We start from the raw sequence: 17,938 nt of genomic DNA on the forward strand, positions 1-17,938 counted from the left end.
CAGGGCCGACCGGAGGTACGGGCACGACCGGAGCCACGGGGTTGACTGGGGAAACGGGTTCGACCGGAGAAACGGGACCGACCGGAGCCACGGGATCGATCGGGGAAACGGGTTCGACCGGAGCCACGGGGTTGACCGGAGGCACGGGTTCAACCGGAGCCACGGGGTTGACTGGGGCCACGGGTACGACTGGGGAAACAGGCACGACCGGAGCCACGGGGCCGACCGGAGAAACGGGGTTGACCGGAGGCACGGGATCGACCGGAGCCACGGGTTCGGCTGGAGGCACGGGGCCGACCGGAGCCACGGGGTTGACTGGGGAAACGGGATCGACCGGAGAAACGGGACCGACCGGGGCCACGGGGTTGGCAGGAGAAACGGGACCGACCGGAGCCACGGGATCGAGCGGGGAAACGGGCTCGACCGGAGAAACGGGACCGACCGGAGCCACGGGTTCGACCGGAGCCACGGGCTCGACAGGAACAACGGGTTCGACCGGAGAAACGGGACCGACCGGAGCCACGGGATCGATCGGGGAAACGGGTTCGACCGGAGCCACGGGATCGACCGGAGGCACGGGGCAACCCGGAGGCACGGGTTCAACTGGAGCCACGGGCCCGACCGGAGCCACGGGGTTGACCGGAGAGACGGGCACTACTGGGGCCACAGGGCCGAGCGGAGAAACGGGACCGACCGGAGCCACGGGCTCGACCGGAGCCACTGGGCCGACCGGTGAAACAGGGGTTACCGGAGCAACTGGCACTACTGGAGCCACTGGGCTGACAGGTGAAACGGGCACGACTGGGGTCACAGGGCCGACCGGAGGTACGGGCACGACCGGAGCCACGGGGTTGACTGGGGAAACGGGTTCGACCGGAGCCACGGGGTTGACTGGGGAAACGGGTTCGACAGGAGAAACGGGACCGACCGGAGCCACGGGATCGATCGGGGAAACGGGATCGACCGGAGCCACGGGGTTGACCGGAGGCACGGGTTCAACCGGAGCCAAGGGGTTGACTGGGGCCACGGGTACGACTGGGGAAACAGGCACGACCGGAGCCACGGGGTTGACCGGAGAGACGGGTTCGACCGGAGGCACGGGTTCAACCGGAGCAACAGGCTCGACTGGAGCCACGGGTACGACTGGAGCTACGGGCCCGACCGGGGTCACGGGCTCGACAGGAGAAACGGGACCGTCCGGAGAAACGGGCACTACTGGAGCCACAGGGCCGACCGGAGCCACGGGATTGACAGGAGAAACGGGTTCGACCGGAGCCACGGGGTTGACCGGAACCACGGGCCTGACCGGGGCAACAGGGTTGACAGGAGAGACGGGCACGACTGGAGCTACGGGCACTACTGGAGCTACGGGCCCGACCGGTGCAACGGGATTGACAGGAGAGACGGGCACGACTGGAGCCACGGGGTTGACCGGAGCCACGGGTTCGACCGGAGCCACGGGTTCGACCGGAGCCACGGGCCCGACTGGGGCCACGGGCACGACCGGTGAAACGGGGGCAACCGGAGCAACAGGCACGACCGGAGCAACAGGCACGACCGGGGAAACGGGATTGACCGGAGCCACGGGTACGACGGGTGAAACGGGCCCGACTGGGGCCACGGGATCGACCGGAGATACGGGGTTGACCGGAGCCACGGGCCCAACCGGAGAAACAGGGGCCACTGGAGAAACGGGATCGGCGGGAGCAACGGGTTCGACCGGAGCAACAGGCTCGACAGGAGGCACGGGATCGACCGGAGCTACGGGTTTGACCGGAGCCACGGGCCCGACCGGAGAAACAGGGGCAACCGGAGAAACGGGATCGGCGGGAGCCACGGGTTCGACCGGTGCAACGGGTTTGACGGGAGCCACGGGTTTGACCGGAGCCACGGGTTCGACTGGAATCACCGGTACGACCGGAGCGACGGGAGCAACAGCAACCGGGCCGACTGGAGTAACCGGCCCAACCGGCGCAACTGGAGCGACGGGAGCAACAGCAACCGGCCCAACCGGCGTAACCGGCGCAACTGGAGCAACCGGTACGACAGGAGCAACGGGAGCAACAGCAACTGGCCCAACCGGCGTAACTGGTACAACGGGAGCCACGGGAACAACAGGAGCAACAGGAGCAACAGGAGCAACCGGAGCAACCGGAGCAACCGGAGCAACCGGAGCAACTGGGCTATTGCATCAATTACAAGTATCCGAAAATTCACCCAATACTTCCGGCAGTTCAGCAATTGCAATTACGTCAACCGCAACTACTCTAAAAACAATTACAATAACTGGAGTTCAGGCAGGAAGCAGCGTTTGGTTGCAAGGTGTCGTCGGCTGGGAGTCTACTGCGGGAACCACTGCATTTGAAATCCAAGTTCTTCGCGGAGCAACTCTTATATATAGCATGATTCAACACGGAGCAGGCAATAACACATTCAGCGCAGTAAGTGTAAGTCATGTTGATCAAACTCCCGGCACCGGAAATGTCACTTATACGTTAAATGCCCTTACAACCGTAGGTACAGCCAATGCCGTAGGAGCAATCACATTTATTGGCGCGCTCATTCAATAATTTTTATAATCCCGATGCAGAAATAACCGACCTACTGGGCCGGTTATTTCTCTTTTTCGGAGTTGGCCTGGAATCGAGAGGAGCCCGGCGATACCGCTGACCAAACAGGACGTGATCCCATTCTGATAACCGTAATCAAAAGAAACTCCTGTACGGGAAATCGAAAAATTACCACAATGACATTACCATTCCGAAGTATCAGGCATAAAATTAAGTGACTTACTAATATCCTTTTTTTCTCAATCGAAAAAGGAAGGTGCGGTTATGAGCGAAACAGTATTAGTTACAGGAGGGGCAGGTTATATAGGCTCCCATACTTGTAAAGAGCTAAATAAGGCTGGCTACTTTCCTGTTGTTTATGACCATTTGAGCACCGGATATGCTGAATTTGTGAAATGGGGTCCTCTTGAGATAGGTGACATTCTGGATACCGAAAGGCTGATACAAGTCATCATAAAGTACACCCCTGCTGCGATCATTCATCTCGCCGGTTCTGCCTATGTTGGAGAATCCGTGATTCATCCTTCGTTGTACTATCGGAATAATGTGCAAGGCACCCTTAGCGTACTTCAGGCAATGAAGAGTACGGGAATCCGGAATATTGTGCTTTCCTCATCGTGCGCCGTCTACGGTATTCCGTCGGAACCATTCATTAAGGAGAGCCATCCTCAAGTACCTGTGAATCCATACGGTCGTACCAAATCAATAATAGAACATATGCTGCATGACTTCGCTTACGCATATGGGATAAAGGCGGTCTCATTACGTTATTTCAACGCAGCTGGAGCCGATCCGGATGGAGAGATCGGGGAACAACACGATCCGGAAACTCATCTGATTCCGCTTCTATTGGATGTCGCCGCAGGAAGAAGATCTCATTTGGATATTTACGGAGACGATTACCCGTCGGAAGACGGAACTTGTGTACGCGACTACGTTCATGTTTCGGATTTGGCGAATGCCCACGTCAAAGCGATGGATAAGATATTGAATGGGGGTTCTTATGCTCCCTGTTATAACCTTGGCAACGGACAAGGATACTCCGTATTGCAAATAGTACGAGCGGCTGAACGAGTGACTCGAAAGAAAATTGCGGTACGACTGGCACCCCGGAGAATTGGCGATCCACCGCGTCTTGTTTGCGATTCTTCCCTTGCGCAGTCAGAATTGGAATGGATACCGCAATATTGCTCTTTGGAGGTTATGTTGGAACACGCATGGAAATGGCATCAAAAGCGATATTCTTTGCTTGGAATCAGCGCTCAAGTGCCACCTGAATAGGACCGTGAATTGACGATTTGTAGGTTTTATCGGTTTAGCCTTCAAGCGTTTGCTGCTTTTGTATCGCAAGGGGTTTCAGAACAGAACCAAGAAGAACGACGATACTCACTATGCCGATCCAGGTAAGCGACGATAGGGCATGGTTCCAGCTTAGACCCTTGCCGAAGAAGAACAACTCTCTCAGCCCTTCCACCATAAACCGCATCGGCAGCCACGAATACACCCAGTCCCGATAAAACGAGGACATCATTTCGGGAGCCAGTGCAAGTAAAGGCGCTCCAAAGAAAAGCATCAGGGCGAAGATGGCAATACCTTTAAAGCCAAGCCACGACAAAACAGCGGAGATCAGAAGAAAGAAGCAAAAGAAAGTAATGGTCAAAAAAAGCGCCGTATCTGCAAATTGGGGAATATGGAGTCCAATCATACGGTCCGCAAGCCAAGTTAATCCGAAACCAACGACAACTGCAACCACAGCGCCGATGACCATCTGCGTTACCTTCGCAAGCAAACTCTCTTTGCGAGTTTTAAACGTTACTTTGCTGATGACCATAAAGAGGATCGCTGCGCTCGCGATGCATGCCATCCATAGAGGCTGGAACAAGGAGATAGGAGCGTTTCCGTTTGCGCTTTTCGTACCGGTTTCGTTGACATTGGTCACTTTTTTGGCAATGGGATTGGCCAATTTGGAAGCCTGGTCCGCCATCAGCGACGCACTTTGAGTTTTAATACCTTCGAGCAGCTGCGTGCGAATAGTGTTGTTCATCGTATCGATGACGCCATTAAGGATTGACCCTGCCATGGTGGAAGCCGCTGCGTTCATCCCTTGATTGATATAGATTTGAACCTCGGGCGAAGCAGGGGCCGGAGTGCGCAAGGAGTCTTGTTTCGCGCTAAAATCTTTCGGAATAACAAACGCCGCGTAATACTCCTGGGGCAGGGACCCGCCGGTCACCGGCGGTACTCCGGGAGCGATGAACACGACGGGACTTTCCAACGAATTTTATACGCTCTACGCGGTCGATTTCGTTCTGCAGAGGCGTGCGTACAAAAGCGAAATAACAATTTGTTCCCTTGCTTCAATCCCGCCCTGCTCCTTATGATGGATATACATTATATAGAAGGAGGGAAATCCTCATAAATGAATGAGTTAGACCTTATCATGCAACAAGCCGTCCGGCAACATATCAGCCACTCCGCAAACATCATCTCGGTCGAACCGCGAGCTATCCAATTAGGTTTCCAAGCACAAGAGGTTCAGCGGTTCCAAGTAAAGCTGCAGATCGATCAGTCCATCAGCGAAGTATATCTGGTTAACAAAAAGGCCGATTTAAAAGAACGACGAGTCCTTAACCTGCTACAATCCCAAGCCGCCAAAGTTCCATTAAGCTACTCGAACGATTATTTCACGGACGCCCCTCAGTATATATGCATGCAAGATATCGACTACAATACGGACTACGGCAGCATTGATTTGAAAATTGTCGAAAAACAGGCTGGTCATGCGCTGGCGCATATACACGGCTCGAATTACCGCCTTGCGGACCGGCTTGCTTGGCTTCCGACTGCAAGTCGCGCCTACGTTTCACACATGCTGGAAAAATGGTGGCTGCCTAATTGGGAGAAGGCCAAAAGAAACGATCAATTCGTCGAACATTTCCGCCCGTATATTCCTGACATCGAGGCGGCTTCGGCTTCAATTGCGGACGACATGGAGCGTGTAATCTGTGACGAGTCTTCCAATACGTTGATCCATACGGATTTGCACCCCGGAAACGTATTGTGCTCGAGCAGTAACGAAGTTTATTTTATTGATTGGGCGGATGCTCATTACGGATCTTTTTATTTTGATGTTCCCCTTCGCTTTGACGAACTAGATAAAGCCCAGATATACCGGGAAACATTAGAAGAGTCTTTCAAAATCAATGTACATCCGGAACATTTTGCTGCGCAATTTCGAACTGCCTCGAGATATATTGGAATACGTTATATATCTTGGACGTTTGGCGATTGGCATACAAGCCCAAGCACGATGCAGGCGCTGCAGAGCTACTTGAATAGAATCGTGAATTAACGATTCACTTAGATATCGGTTTAGCCTTCAAGTATAATGCTCCCATAGGTTGAGACACGGGAGGGTGAAAAATAAGAGCCCTGTTATGATTAGCCGGTGGAAGGCTGAGTTTCTTGAGCGTGCTTCCTTGGTCTTTGAGAAAAAGACGAGTGAAACCGACAAACTGAAAAAGGAGTACGAAAGCAAGCAAGAGCATCTGGAAAAGCGGGTAGGCCAACTCACGGTAGAGGTCGACTGGCTCAAAAAAAATCTGGTCTCAAATGAACCGTTAGCAGCTCGAAAAGCAATGGTAGAACGTGATAACAAAGCGATCACGGTGAAGCGCCAGGCCGATCTGTTGATCAAGATTTCGAGGTGAATCGTAAGCGTGTGCATCGTCTCATGCAGCAGATGGGGTTTGAGGCGATCTATCCGAAGCCGAATTTGAGCAAACTAGAATCGACATATGATCACAGATGAATTGACCTTCTTTTGCTGCTCGAGCCGAACGGCGAAGGGAGGTGGTCGTGTAATCTCCTCTCTATTCGCCGTTAAAGGAAGCGATTGTCTCATTTCAATACGTCAAGAGTGAGTGAATTTATTTTTTAAAGGCTGTTCATCACTACCTTCGGTAATGTCCGGTGCTTGCACCATACATCGATTTAAAGAAGCGTATAAAAGCGAAAGCGCTCTCATATCCGACTGATCGGCGATTTGGTTGACCGTCATATCGGTGGCAGACAATAAGTATTGGCGGTACCGGGCCGCAGAGCGGAAGCATACTTCATCATCTGGCGGATGCAGCGGACATCGACAGGCTGCTGACGTCTATCCGCAGCTGGATAAGGGAACACAAATGGCTGGACGGATCGGTACGTTGCATACGGCAGCGGGCCTGGGAGGCGGCGCTCACTCAAACTTCGGCCGGTACTGCATGGGCGATACGCCGGTCCATCGGCGGAACTGGCTGGAAAAGTGGCTGAGCGAATGAAAGCCGAGCTCCAGGGCAATGGCCTCGATCGGACGGTTGGTCGTCACCAGCAGCCGTTTTGCCCGGTTTAGGACCAGCTCGCTGACGTAGCGGCGCGGAGAGACGCCGTATACTTTGGTGAACAGCTTCGAACATTGGCTGCGGCTTAAGTGCAAGTCTCGGGCGATCCGGGCGATGGAATTGTCCGAATCCGCAGTTACCATCCGCCGAAGCCGTTCTTCGATCGCATGCGCCGTATCGATTTCCTTAAAGGAAGCGACAGAAAGCCGGGCTTTCCCGGCGGGCGCTTGAGGAGCGGCGAATTGCGCAGTCAACGAAGTGACTATCAGTAAAATCGCGGCTTGCAGTTCAAGCTTGCGCAGCGGATCGATATCCAGAGCCTCGAGCTTGGCGGACGGACCGGACGAGGGCGCGTCCGTCAGGCTCAGCGCCATCAGTCGCTCAATGCGCGCAACGATTTCCGCCAGCCCACCCGCAGCCGCATCGGCTCCACTCAGCAGAAAGCAGTCGGCGGCGGTAAGCCGCCTGCGCAAGTCAGGATCGTCCACATCAAAGTGGATGTTCAAAAACGAATACGGCTCGGCGGCGAGGTTCTCCAGCCGATGGCGCGCTCCGGCTTTCAGCAGCATCCAGTCTCCCGTACGCATCGTCCGTTCGCTTGCTCCCACAAACTGCACGACTTCACCGCTGAAGCAGTATAATATTTCAAACAAATGATGATGATGCAGCGGGTACGACCAACCCGGGGGCTTGACGAAAAATCCGCAGCCCTTGATTTGAAGCGTACTGGTCATACTCGGAAAGATCACCTCGATATCCATTCTCTTCCTCCGTTCGAGTCGACTGGAGACAGTCCCTTCAGCCGGTGCCGCAGGCCATGCGTTTTCCTTTTTTTCATTTTATCATATTTGGAACATCCTTAATGATACTGGCACAAATGCTAAAAAAAACGGATGCTTTGCGTATGGTCCCGGGCGCAAATCCGGCTTATGATGAAGGCAACCGCCATCAAGGAACAGGTTGTCGCCGTATCCGGAAAAGCAAGCCGGCAACAGGCGATCGATGGCGTGCTGGACGATATTGCACGCTGCTGGTCGGAGCAGTCCAGGCAATCTGCGCAAGGAAAAACGATCAGGCGTGAGAGGAGGTGACAGGGGACGAAGCCCGACCTTTCATCGGGTCTTGCCGGAAACGGGCGATCCCGCCGATACGTTCCTGTATTTACGATGGAAGAAGGTTCCCAGCGGGACTGTCAGTATTTATGTAATCGTTTACATAGAGCATGCCTGTATAGAAGCGATTACCAACTTGAACGTGCTTTTAAACCCAATAACGAAGAGGGTGTCATTCATGCTGAAGCGATCAATTGCAATCGGTGCGACGGGACTCCTGCTCGTACTCGCCGCCTGTTCCGGATCGGGCACGCCGGATGCCGACAACGGGAGGGCTCCTGCCCAGCCCGAGAAAAAAGAACCGACCACGCTTTACTTTTACAACGTCGGCGCCAACTTCGACGCCGAAGGCTACTTCGAAGAAAAGTTCGGCAAGGCGATCAAAGAGAAATTCCCGCACATTACTCCGGTGTTGATCCCTACCACGAGCGGAGCGCTCGACAAGCAGATCGCGTCGGGTCAGCCGATCGACGTTATTTTCGGCTCGGTCGGCCTCGCCTACAACAGCGTCTTTTTGAACAACATGCAGTACGATATCGAACCGCTCGTCAATAAATACAAGACGGATTTAAGCCGCTTCGAGCCGCAGACGCTCGAGATGATCCGGCAAATGAGCGGCGGCAAGCTGTACGCGCTGCCGTTCGACACCGCAGCTTCCGTCATTTACTACAACAAAAACTTGTTCGACAAGTTCGGCGTCACCTACCCGAAGGACGGCATCACCTGGGACGAGCTGTACAACTTGTCGGTCAAGCTGACGCGCAAGGAAGGCGACGTCCAATATTACGGCTTCACGATTTCGCCGAATCATTACTTTTGGCGCAACCAAATGTCGCTCAACTTCGTCGATCCGCAAACGCTGCAAGTGTCGCTGACGAACGACAACGTCAAAAGCCTCATGGACAACATCGCCCGCTTTTATCAAATTCCCGGCTTCAATCCGGATAAGGCAAAGATGGACAGCTTGACCAAAATGTTTTTCCAGGATCAGGTGTCGGCAATGTGGACGCCGGTGGCCGGTCTGCACGTCGAGAAAGACCTGGCCCCGCTTAATTGGGATATCGTCTCATACCCGACGATGAACGGCTTCGGGCCGCAGCCTTATCCGGTCTTCATGTTCCTGAACGTCGGCAGCAAATACAAGGACGACGCATACCAGGTGATGGACTTTTTGTCCACCGAGACATTTCTGACGGAGAAGGCGAAGGCGGCGACGTTCATCCCGGCGCTGAGCAGCGCTAACATTCCGAAAGTATTCGGTCAGGACGCCCCGTTGTACAAAGGGCGCAATGTCGCCGCGATCCCGCTGAAAAATATGGCGAAGCCGTCTCCCCAGAGCAAATATTACTCGGCGGCGGGGGCGCAGCTAACGATCGCCTTGCGCGGCATTTTGTACGAGGGCAAAGACGTCAATACGGCGCTGCGTAATGCCGAGGAAGCGGTCAAGAAAGCGATCGAGGCGGACAAAAACAAGTAGCTGCGGAGGCTGAAGGCCAGTGTAAGCGTTTCACAGGTTCATTATAAAACGGCATCAAAATCCAATTGAAACGGGAGGCGGTATACGTGATGGAAGGGCGAGAACTGGATGAAATACAAGAAGATAAAGGTTTGGATGCCGGCGGCAAGCCGCCCGTGCTCACGAGAAGGGCGATGCTGTCGTCGCTAGGCCTGGCTGGGGCAGTTTTGGCCGGAAGCAGCGTAATTGCAGGAACGATTGGCACGTCGTTCGCGAGCGGGGGACCGGTAAGCGGGGAAGTGTACGGCCGCAAAGGGCCGCCCGATTTTTTGACGGCGGATCAGGGGGTAGAGAGCATTGCTGCTATGCTTTCAATTGCAAATCCACAAAACGGCAGTCGAGTATATGTAACATCGTACCATGCCGGAATAAACAAAGGTGGCGGATACTTTGTTTATGACTCAACAAAAGCAGCTGTAAACGATCGTGGTGTCGTGTTAAATGGATGGGTACGTCAATTACAAAATAATGTGTTAAATCCGTTCATGTTCGGAGCGCATGGCGATTTAGTATTCACTATTCCGGAGGTGCTTGATTATGCATCCGGGCATGATGATACTCAAGCATTTAAAGACATGCTGAATATGAACAAGTATGTGATCCATACCAATATCAGCAAAGCAATTTCATCACAAGTATATAGCAAGTATACATTTGAAATACCGCACGGCTCTTATTACATCACAGACACACTACCGATTAGAACGAATACAAAGATTGAGGGGAACAATTCAACACTGTTCTTTGACCCGCCAACAGCTATTGATATGTTTAGTACGCCACGCGACGAAATGGCGGCGGCTTATCAGTTGAGTACAGGTTGGAATACACAAACAATTTCTATGGTTGAAATTTCAAATTTGGTGCTTCTTGGAAATGTAACACGAACATCGACTGTTCATGCACGAAAATGTATCGATGGTGCGAATGCGTACAAGTGGCGACTGGAGAATTTGCTTATTGAACGATTTCATAACGGTATTTCGCTTTACGGGCTGGATACGTCAGCTTGGACAAATGGCTCACGCATCGGAAATTTCTACGAGAACGTTGTGGACGGTGTAGCCATTCATGAATGTGTACAGGGATTCTACAACACATCGAATGCGTTACAAGCTACAAACTTAACTATAGGCGGCGGCACGGTAGTAGATAAACGATATGCCAATAAATTCGACTACCTGTTGATAAACACAGGTGCTGGCTGTAGCTTCAATGGTTTTAATATTGCCCCGGCATCAGATCAAGGATCATCCTTAGCTTTGATTTATGATGCTTGTCATGGTTCGTATTATGGCGGAGGTTACTCGGAATGGTTTAATACTTTATTCGAATTAGAAATGCAAAAACGTTTTGATGGATTCAAGTTTGATGCAAGTCACTTATTTAAAAGACCTCAAGATACTTGTGTAAGATTTATTGCGGGTACTTACAGCTCTTACGACCCCGCTACCGGCATTCGTACACCAAGCAGACATTTTGAAAATGGCAGACAACATAACGAGTACTTAAATCATACGGGGTTTGAATTTGGTGCGGGTGCAAGTCTAATCACGAACTTCTTTAAATTCTGCCCACAGTATGATTTTAAGTTCGGTATGTATGGAGCTTACACGGCAAGCAATGATTTAATCTATGATGTGAAGCGTTTCGAGTCCGTGCATACCGGATTTACAACCAAGTATGGTATTCGCCTAATCAATCCGACAGTGTCCCAGATCGATATCATTCTTCCGATCAATACTCAATCTGTACAAGCAAAAGTCTGTATGTTGTATAGAACAATAGCAGGTTCTTTTGACTATGCTAAATTGAAATCAAACGTATGGGTTAACAATTCTAATGAGCGCATATCGTTGGGCGAGCTGATGTACGATTACCGTAACGGCTGGAAAATGGCAGCTTGTGAAGTTACATCGGAAAATGCAAGAGAAGGTAACGTAACCATTTCCATCCCCGCAAATTCACAAGTTGAAATTGAGCACATTGGAGCTTACACAGGCGGTGTGCCCATGATGCCGCAGTATGCTGACTACGAGCCGCGAATTAACGCACTTAACACAGAGTGGATGAATACATCGTCCCTTTCCAATGTGACAGGCGGTACGTTTGCACTTCATGATGTATTTAGAGCGTTATATGATGCTAACGGTACTTTTGCGTCAGATGGATACATAACAGCAGCAGGTAGAACACACGCAAGCCGTTATACGATTGCTAGTCAAGCAACGCTAAGCGCTGCAGACACTAACGTAATAGATACATCAACATCAACTGTCATTTCTCGTGTGGGTATTGGTAGTTATCTCTCACTGACTCAAGGGTCTACTACTATATTTGCGGTTGTCGGTCGTGTATTTGAGAATGGGGGTTACTCTAAAAAGCTAATCGTTTCACATGCTTCTGCCAGCATTACCGCTGGTTCTGTTACCGTTCCAGTCGGTTTTATGCAATCGCCTGCGTTTAGAGATGTAAACGGTTATGCTAGAAGATCAATATCTTATACCAAGACTATTGCTGCAAATTCTATAGCCACAACAGACGCAACAATGGATAATGCTTATCTAGGTGCGCCTGTACATGTAGCTGTTTCACCGCCGCTTGGAGTAAGTTCAAGAGTTTGGGCGGAAGTAATATCCACAGGAAATGTTAGGGTTTATCATCAAAATCTAACCGCCTCTGATATTACGGTGACAAACGCAGTATTGTCTTTAAAAATTGTTTAATCTATATAGTTGAATTTAAAAAGGGGAGCAAAACAATGGACAAAAGAGCCAAGAGGCCAATTGTGTTGGGCTGTACTGTTGCTGCGATCAGTATGATGCTGCTGAGTGCATGTCAGGGCGGCAAGTCGAATGAAGGACCGGAAGCGTCGCCGGAGAAGCGGCAGCAAGTTCCTGCGGAGCCGACAGAGCTGTATTTTCTGAGTACGAGCAACTATTGGTGGGATGAAGAGGTATTTATGAGGGACTTCGGCGAACCGCTTAAGAAAAAATTTCCCAACATCATCCCCAAAACCGTAAAGCTTACGGCAATGAATGCAAAAGAGATGGAAGGACTGATAGCGTCGAAGCAGCCGATGGACGTCATTCTTGCGGCCAATTACAGCTACCTCTCTCTAGTGCAGCCTTATGGCTTGTCCGAGGATATCGAACCGTATCTCAAACAGGCGCAAGTGGATTTGAATCGATTTGCCCCGGAATTTATCGATCTGAACAGGAGCTTGGGCGGAGGGAAGCTGATAGGGCTTCCATTGCAGGATAGTCCGACACAAGTGCTGTACAACAAGTCGATCTTCGATAAATTCGGCGTTCCTTATCCGCCCCATGACCGGTGGACATGGGATGAAATGTTTACAGTCGCCAAAAAGCTGACTCGTATGGACGGAGATACCTCCTATTACGGTGTGCGGGTCCACCCTACCTTCTTCAGAAGAAATCCGCATTCGCTGGAATTTGTCCATCCGACCACGCACAAGGTGCAGTTCAACAGCGATCTGGGAAAGACCGTATCCGAGATGTTTCTTCGGCAATATGAGCTTTCGGACACGAAAGGACTTACTCCATATGGAGATAAACTGTTTTTCGAAGACCGGACTTTGGCGATGTGGATGGGGCTGGGCTCCTCTTACAATACACCGGAGAGGTATAAGGGTCTCGAGTGGGATTTGGCGCCGATCCCGATACTGCCCGAGCGTGGGAACGTCAGCGTCCAGCCTTATCCGGATTATATGTACTTGTCCAGTATAAGCAAGCATAAGGAGCTAGCTGTGAAAGCGATGGATTTCTTTACATCGGATTCCTTACAGACGGAGCTATCCAGGAAAGGCTGGACCACGCCTCTGAAAAACAGCCAGATCAAGACGGCATTCGGCCAAGACTCCGATTTGTTCCGAGGCAAAAACGTAAGCGCCATGAGTCCGGCAAAATACGCTCCGGCGGCCGCCTATGATCTGTACATCCATCAGGCATCCGCAACGATCATACCGAAACATATCCATAACGTGGCATTGGGCCAAACGGACATCAATTCCGCATTGCGTTCCGCTGAGGAAGAAGTAAACAAATTTATCGAAGCACAGCAAAGTATGCAAGCCAAGTAAGGGGAAGCGAGCGGTCAAAAGCGTTAGCGCGCTTCTCTCTCGGCACCTCATCTGTATGTAGCCACCACCGATAAAGCGAGGTTACGATTCATGATTATCGACTGCCATAATCACCCGGACTGGTATGGGTACAATATCGAACGGTATATGGACAACATGAAGCGATACAACATCGACAAAACCTGGCTGCTTAGCTGGGAATGCCCGGATGACGAATACAGCCCGACATACAAAAAACAGGTCCCCGACGCATCGCTGCCGGACGGCCCGATATCGTTCCGCCGCTGCGTCCGGTATGCGGAGCAGTATCCGGACCAATTCATTTTGGGCTACGCGCCCGATCCGCGCCGTCCTGATGCGATCGACAAGCTCGATCATGCGATCCGTCTGTACGGGGTTCGCGTGTATGGCGAGATCAAGCTGCGCATGATGTACGACAATCCGGACGCGATCCGGCTATTCCGTTTCTGCGGGGAGAAAGGGCTGCCGGTTACGGTACATATCGACTACGAGTTCGCTACCGGCTCGACGTATCCTCGTCCGAACTGGTGGTACGGCGGCGGCATCGACTCTTTCGAACGGGCTGTCAAGGCTTGTCCGGACACGTATTTCCTCGGTCATGCTCCCGGTTTCTGGGCACATATATCCGGTGACGACCAGTACGACAAAGTCGCCTATCCGACGGGAAAAGTCCAGCCCGGCGGCAAGGTTGGCGAAATGCTGCGCAAATACCGGAACCTGTACTGCGATATATCCGCAGGCTCGGGAGCGAGAGCGTTCAGCCGTGATCCGGAATTCGCGAGAGAGTTTATACTCGAATTCCAGGACCGCATCTTGTACGGCCGCGACTATTTCGATAACGTTCACCAGGAAGTACTGGGTTCGCTTCATCTGCCGGACGACGTTCTTGCCAAAATATACTCGGGCAACGCCTTAAAGCTCGTTCCGTTATCCTGATACGATACGGGTAAACGCCTATCAGGTTAAAGGAGCCGAAGGCCGATGCCCAACATTTGGACTCATTTTTTGTTCGGCCGCGAACTGGCGGACCGGATCGGTCTCGAAGAAGCGTCGGCTACGCCGGAGCTGTTTCGGGTATACCAATTCGGCTGCCAGGGGCCGGACTTTTTATTTTACCACCGTTTTCTGCCGTGGCAGTCCCGTGGGGGACGATAAGGGCTAGCAGCAATTTGTCTTTCGTCCCGTATTGTTTAAAGAGGCTGGCTTCGGACACGTCGGCGGCTTTGGCGATTTCAGCCGTTGATGTATTGGAATAGCCTTTTTCGGCAAACAAGCGGATTGCGGTCTCGACTATCCGTTCTTCCGTTCTTGCTTTACAGTACGTTTGGCCGATTGGGACAGCAAAATTTCATTTAAATTGTTGGGCACCGGATATACCTCTTTTAACAGCGAAAAGTAAGTGATTACTTACTATTAATCCATGCCACCTATGGAGACATCCTGCTGCCAGCTGAGACGAAACAGAATAAAGATTACCTGCATTTCTCATAATAGGGAAAAAGCACATTTGGCATCCGTTGCTGGTTGACGAAGCGGAGGGGGACTATGGTCTCGAATTTAAGCAATGACATGGAGACAAATCGCTCGCTTCTGGAACGGGAGCTTTCCAATCGGGCAGATATTGTCAGTCGGGAACTGTCCGGTGCGAACGGCCGCAAAATTTGTGTCCTATACGCTCCAGGCACGGTAGACCGCATTCTGCTGGGGCATTGTCTGACTCGATTGGCTGAGGCAATACCGGATTCGGCAGCGGAGTTGCGGCGCTCCGAAACGTTCAGCAAGCTTATGTATACCGACAACCTGGATGAACTTACGCAAAGCGTGCTCACGGGAAAAGCGGCGCTGCTTTTCGGCAGCGGTGAAGCTGCCTTCATTGCCGGAATTGAAAGTTGGCCGGCGCGCAGTATCCAGGAGCCGGACGCCGAGCCGCTTGTAAGAGGACCGCGAGAAGGCTTTGTCGAGCAGCTCGACACCAATTTGGCGATGATAAGCAATCGGCTTCGCACGCAAGATTTGAAGATGGAAATGCTGCTGATCGGCAAATATACGCAGACGGAAGTAGCGCTTGTTTACATTAACGGAGTCGCGAGCGAATCGATCGTACAAGAAGTCCGCGAACGGGTATCCAGGATTCGAATCGATGGCATCATCGATTCCAGCTATGTGGAAGCTTTCATTGAGGATGAACCGTATTCTCCTTTTCCGACCATCCAAAATACGGAACGTCCGGACGTAACGGCGGCAGGCCTGCTGGAAGGACGGGTAGCGATATTGTCCCAAGGCTCGCCGACCGCCCTATTGGCCCCTTTTACATTTTGGGGCGCGATTCAGAGCGCGCAGGACTATTACGAACGCTGGATCGTGAGCACCTTTGTCAGGTGGATTCGGCTTGCATTTATGGCGATCACGTTATTTTTGCCATCCATCTATGTGGCCATTTCCACGTTTCATCCGGAGATGATCCCGACCAATTTACTGGTCAGCATTGCAGGGGCGCGTGAAGCGAACCCTTTTCCCGCCTTTGTGGAAGCTCTTCTTATGGAAATTTCTTTTGAAGCGTTACGCGAAGCGGGGGTCAGGCTTCCCAAGCAGGTAGGGGCTGCAGTCAGTATTGTGGGAGCGCTGGTTATCGGGCAAGCAGCCGTCGAAGCGGGGATCGTCTCTACGCCGATGGTCATCGTAGTTGCGATTACCGGTATCGCATCGTTTACGATTCCGCGGTTTAATTTCTCGTTCGGTCTTCGTCTGCTGCGCTTTCCGATGATGTTTTTGGCGGGGGCTTTCGGTCTGTACGGCATCGCGATCGGTTTTCTCGCGATTCTCATACATCTGAGCTCGCTCCGTTCCTTCGGGGTAGCTTATTTGTACCCGGTTGCTCCTTTATCGCCGCATAGCCTGAACGATGTGTTCATACGTGCGCCCCATTGGGCATTTTCCAGACGCAGCAGGCCTTTCGATCGCCGCAATCCTGTACGCGTGCCCGGCGGACAGAAGCCGCGTCCGGATCGTTCGTAGTCGCAAACAGCATGACGAGGGAGGAAGGCCCCTGTGCGAAGGTTCCAATTGGCTATCCTGGCATCGATCCTGCTAGTGACTTGTACGGGGTGCTGGGACAAGCAGGAAATTAACGATATCGCCTTAGTGATGGCGACATCCATCGATATGAATCCTGACGGCGAGTACCGCATTACGTCTCAATACGTCATCCCGGTCCGGCAGATCGGCGCCACGCCCACGAAGGAGGGTGGGGGGAGCTTTATGACGGAAACCGCTACAGGCCGTACGATCGACGAAATCGTAAAAAGCGTTCAATCCAAGCTTTCCCGCAAAATGTTTGTTGCGCACAGGAGAGTTGTTTTTATTGGAGAAAAGTTGGCGAAACACGGGATTGAGGATATTTTGGACTATTTTAGCCGCAATTCGAAAAGCAGGCTGCGTACGTATGTACTCGTCGTAAAAGGTCGCTCAGGGGTCGATCTGCTCAATACGGACTACCCGTTGGAGTTCATTCCGACAGAAGCTGTCCGTGAGATGGAAAATTTGGACAATAATGTTCCTGCAACGCTGCGCGACGTCATTTCGGCCGTCTCCTCCGATGGACTTCAACCGGCGACGGATGTTGTCGAATTGGTAGAGCCTGTTGACGGTTCCGTGAAATCTCCGAATTCCAGCCGGTTTCGCGTTTCCAAAACGGCAGTGTTCAAACACACAAAACTGCTTGGGTATTTGAATGAAACGGATACGCAGTATTACAAGTGGTTGGCCGGTCGGTTGCGTTTTGGCCTGTTAACCGTCGAGATGGGCAAGTCGAAAGACATGGTATCCGTGGCCATCACAAAACCGGAGAAGACGATCAAAACCTCCGTAAACGGAGGGGAAGTAACCATCGACATTCACTTGAAGGGCAAAGGCAACGTACAGGAGAATAATACGCGTCTCGATTTGACAAACCCGGAGCTTTTACGCCAGGTGGAGTCTGAAGCGTCGCGCAAAATTCAACAAACGATGCAGCGCATGGTGGAGCATGTGCAGGAAACCTATAGCTCCGATATTTTCGGCTTTGGAGAGGAATTGCACAGGCAGCATAAGAAGGATTGGAAAACCCTCGCAAATAATTGGGATCAAACCTTTAAGCAAGCGCGTGTAACGGTTACAACGGATTTTCATATCTCGTCGATCGGCATGACCGGGCCGCCGCTTCAGTTAAAAGAGCGAGAAATTGAGAAATAGGAAGA

Annotated in this window: 15 protein-coding genes and 1 pseudogene; 13 read left to right on the forward strand and 3 right to left on the reverse strand. The window is 51.9% G+C overall.

Annotated elements, in window-relative coordinates:
- Nucleotides 1-2,570, forward strand: a 2,570-nt coding sequence (locus D7M11_RS36220; protein WP_193556354.1) for a collagen-like protein, incomplete at its 5' end; no start/stop codon positions are given.
- A gap of 264 nt (nucleotides 2,571-2,834) precedes the next feature.
- On the forward strand, nucleotides 2,835-3,851 hold the full coding sequence (gene galE, locus D7M11_RS34295; RefSeq protein WP_120751777.1) for a UDP-glucose 4-epimerase GalE: 1,017 nt from the start codon (nucleotides 2,835-2,837) through the stop codon (nucleotides 3,849-3,851).
- Nucleotides 3,852-3,885: 34 nt separating this feature from the next.
- Here galE and D7M11_RS34300 read toward each other — a convergent pair whose 3' ends face one another.
- Nucleotides 3,886-4,830: a YhgE/Pip domain-containing protein gene (locus D7M11_RS34300; protein WP_240041432.1), complete on the reverse strand. Its 945-nt coding sequence runs from the start codon at nucleotides 4,828-4,830 to the stop codon at nucleotides 3,886-3,888.
- A gap of 159 nt (nucleotides 4,831-4,989) precedes the next feature.
- On the opposite strand from D7M11_RS34300, the gene D7M11_RS34305 reads away from it, so the two are divergent.
- The 3 genes from D7M11_RS34305 to D7M11_RS38220 all read left to right on the forward strand — a co-directional run bounded on the left by D7M11_RS34305 (nucleotide 4,990) and on the right by D7M11_RS38220 (nucleotide 6,381).
- The gene (locus D7M11_RS34305; RefSeq protein ID WP_120751779.1) at nucleotides 4,990-5,922 is read left to right on the forward strand and encodes an aminoglycoside phosphotransferase family protein; all 933 of its coding nucleotides are present in this window, start codon (nucleotides 4,990-4,992) and stop codon (nucleotides 5,920-5,922) included.
- An 85-nt stretch (nucleotides 5,923-6,007) separates the two neighbouring features.
- Entirely contained in the window at nucleotides 6,008-6,280 is a 273-nt protein-coding gene (locus tag D7M11_RS34310) for a hypothetical protein (RefSeq protein ID WP_120751780.1), read from the forward strand.
- An 11-nt stretch (nucleotides 6,281-6,291) separates the two neighbouring features.
- Nucleotides 6,292-6,381, forward strand: coding sequence for a hypothetical protein (locus tag D7M11_RS38220; RefSeq protein ID WP_420818458.1), 90 nt, complete (start codon nucleotides 6,292-6,294; stop codon nucleotides 6,379-6,381).
- Between the two features lie 429 nt (nucleotides 6,382-6,810).
- Here the strand turns inward: D7M11_RS38220 and D7M11_RS34315 are convergent, their stop codons facing one another.
- A complete protein-coding gene (locus D7M11_RS34315; protein ID WP_205127160.1) occupies nucleotides 6,811-7,686 on the reverse strand; it encodes an AraC family transcriptional regulator in 876 nt (291 codons plus the stop codon).
- 159 nt (nucleotides 7,687-7,845) lie between these two features.
- Here D7M11_RS34315 and D7M11_RS36645 point away from each other — a divergent pair, with 159 nt between their 5' ends.
- The 6 genes from D7M11_RS36645 to D7M11_RS37640 all read left to right on the forward strand — a co-directional run bounded on the left by D7M11_RS36645 (nucleotide 7,846) and on the right by D7M11_RS37640 (nucleotide 14,858).
- The gene (locus tag D7M11_RS36645; protein ID WP_205127161.1) at nucleotides 7,846-8,043 is read left to right on the forward strand and encodes a hypothetical protein; all 198 of its coding nucleotides are present in this window, start codon (nucleotides 7,846-7,848) and stop codon (nucleotides 8,041-8,043) included.
- A 199-nt stretch (nucleotides 8,044-8,242) separates the two neighbouring features.
- Nucleotides 8,243-9,541, forward strand: coding sequence for an ABC transporter substrate-binding protein (locus D7M11_RS34320; protein ID WP_158606992.1), 1,299 nt, complete (start codon nucleotides 8,243-8,245; stop codon nucleotides 9,539-9,541).
- Nucleotides 9,542-9,627: 86 nt separating this feature from the next.
- On the forward strand, nucleotides 9,628-12,306 hold the full coding sequence (locus D7M11_RS34325) for a hypothetical protein (RefSeq protein WP_147433547.1): 2,679 nt from the start codon (nucleotides 9,628-9,630) through the stop codon (nucleotides 12,304-12,306).
- Nucleotides 12,307-12,341: 35 nt separating this feature from the next.
- Complete coding sequence (locus tag D7M11_RS34330) at nucleotides 12,342-13,682, forward strand: ABC transporter substrate-binding protein (RefSeq protein WP_120751784.1); 1,341 nt, start codon at nucleotides 12,342-12,344, stop codon at nucleotides 13,680-13,682.
- 90 nt (nucleotides 13,683-13,772) lie between these two features.
- A complete protein-coding gene (locus D7M11_RS34335) occupies nucleotides 13,773-14,639 on the forward strand; it encodes an amidohydrolase family protein (protein ID WP_120751785.1) in 867 nt (288 codons plus the stop codon).
- A gap of 45 nt (nucleotides 14,640-14,684) precedes the next feature.
- Nucleotides 14,685-14,858, forward strand: a complete 174-nt coding sequence (locus D7M11_RS37640) for a hypothetical protein (protein WP_240041433.1) — start codon at nucleotides 14,685-14,687, stop codon at nucleotides 14,856-14,858.
- 58 nt (nucleotides 14,859-14,916) lie between these two features.
- On the opposite strand, the pseudogene D7M11_RS37645 reads toward D7M11_RS37640, so the two are convergent.
- A pseudogene (locus tag D7M11_RS37645) lies at nucleotides 14,917-14,976 on the reverse strand (TetR family transcriptional regulator); the annotation flags it as partial.
- 296 nt (nucleotides 14,977-15,272) lie between these two features.
- Between D7M11_RS37645 and D7M11_RS34345 the strand changes: the two are divergent.
- A complete protein-coding gene (locus tag D7M11_RS34345) occupies nucleotides 15,273-16,718 on the forward strand; it encodes a spore germination protein (protein ID WP_240041431.1) in 1,446 nt (481 codons plus the stop codon).
- Nucleotides 16,719-16,751: 33 nt separating this feature from the next.
- Nucleotides 16,752-17,933: a Ger(x)C family spore germination protein gene (locus D7M11_RS34350; RefSeq protein ID WP_120751788.1), complete on the forward strand. Its 1,182-nt coding sequence runs from the start codon at nucleotides 16,752-16,754 to the stop codon at nucleotides 17,931-17,933.
- Nucleotides 17,934-17,938: the final 5 nt, after the last annotated feature.

Source organism: Paenibacillus ginsengarvi, from assembly GCF_003626695.1.
Classification (GTDB): domain Bacteria; phylum Bacillota; class Bacilli; order Paenibacillales; family NBRC-103111; genus Paenibacillus_AB; species Paenibacillus_AB ginsengarvi.

Excerpts from the sequence above, each read along its gene's own strand:
- D7M11_RS34305 (WP_120751779.1), top strand. The coding sequence starts at position 4,990 with ATGAATGAGTTAGACCTTATCATGCAACAAGCCGTCCGGCAACATATC.
- D7M11_RS34320 (WP_158606992.1), top strand. The coding sequence starts at position 8,243 with ATGCTGAAGCGATCAATTGCAATCGGTGCGACGGGACTCCTGCTCGTA.
- galE (WP_120751777.1), top strand. The coding sequence starts at position 2,835 with ATGAGCGAAACAGTATTAGTTACAGGAGGGGCAGGTTATATAGGCTCC.
- D7M11_RS36645 (WP_205127161.1), top strand. The coding sequence starts at position 7,846 with ATGCTTTGCGTATGGTCCCGGGCGCAAATCCGGCTTATGATGAAGGCA.
- D7M11_RS34310 (WP_120751780.1), top strand. The coding sequence starts at position 6,008 with ATGATTAGCCGGTGGAAGGCTGAGTTTCTTGAGCGTGCTTCCTTGGTC.
- D7M11_RS34335 (WP_120751785.1), top strand. The coding sequence starts at position 13,773 with ATGATTATCGACTGCCATAATCACCCGGACTGGTATGGGTACAATATC.
- D7M11_RS37640 (WP_240041433.1), top strand. The coding sequence starts at position 14,685 with ATGCCCAACATTTGGACTCATTTTTTGTTCGGCCGCGAACTGGCGGAC.
- D7M11_RS34330 (WP_120751784.1), top strand. The coding sequence starts at position 12,342 with ATGGACAAAAGAGCCAAGAGGCCAATTGTGTTGGGCTGTACTGTTGCT.
- D7M11_RS34345 (WP_240041431.1), top strand. The coding sequence starts at position 15,273 with ATGGAGACAAATCGCTCGCTTCTGGAACGGGAGCTTTCCAATCGGGCA.
- D7M11_RS34315 (WP_205127160.1), bottom strand. The coding sequence starts at position 7,686 with ATGACCAGTACGCTTCAAATCAAGGGCTGCGGATTTTTCGTCAAGCCC.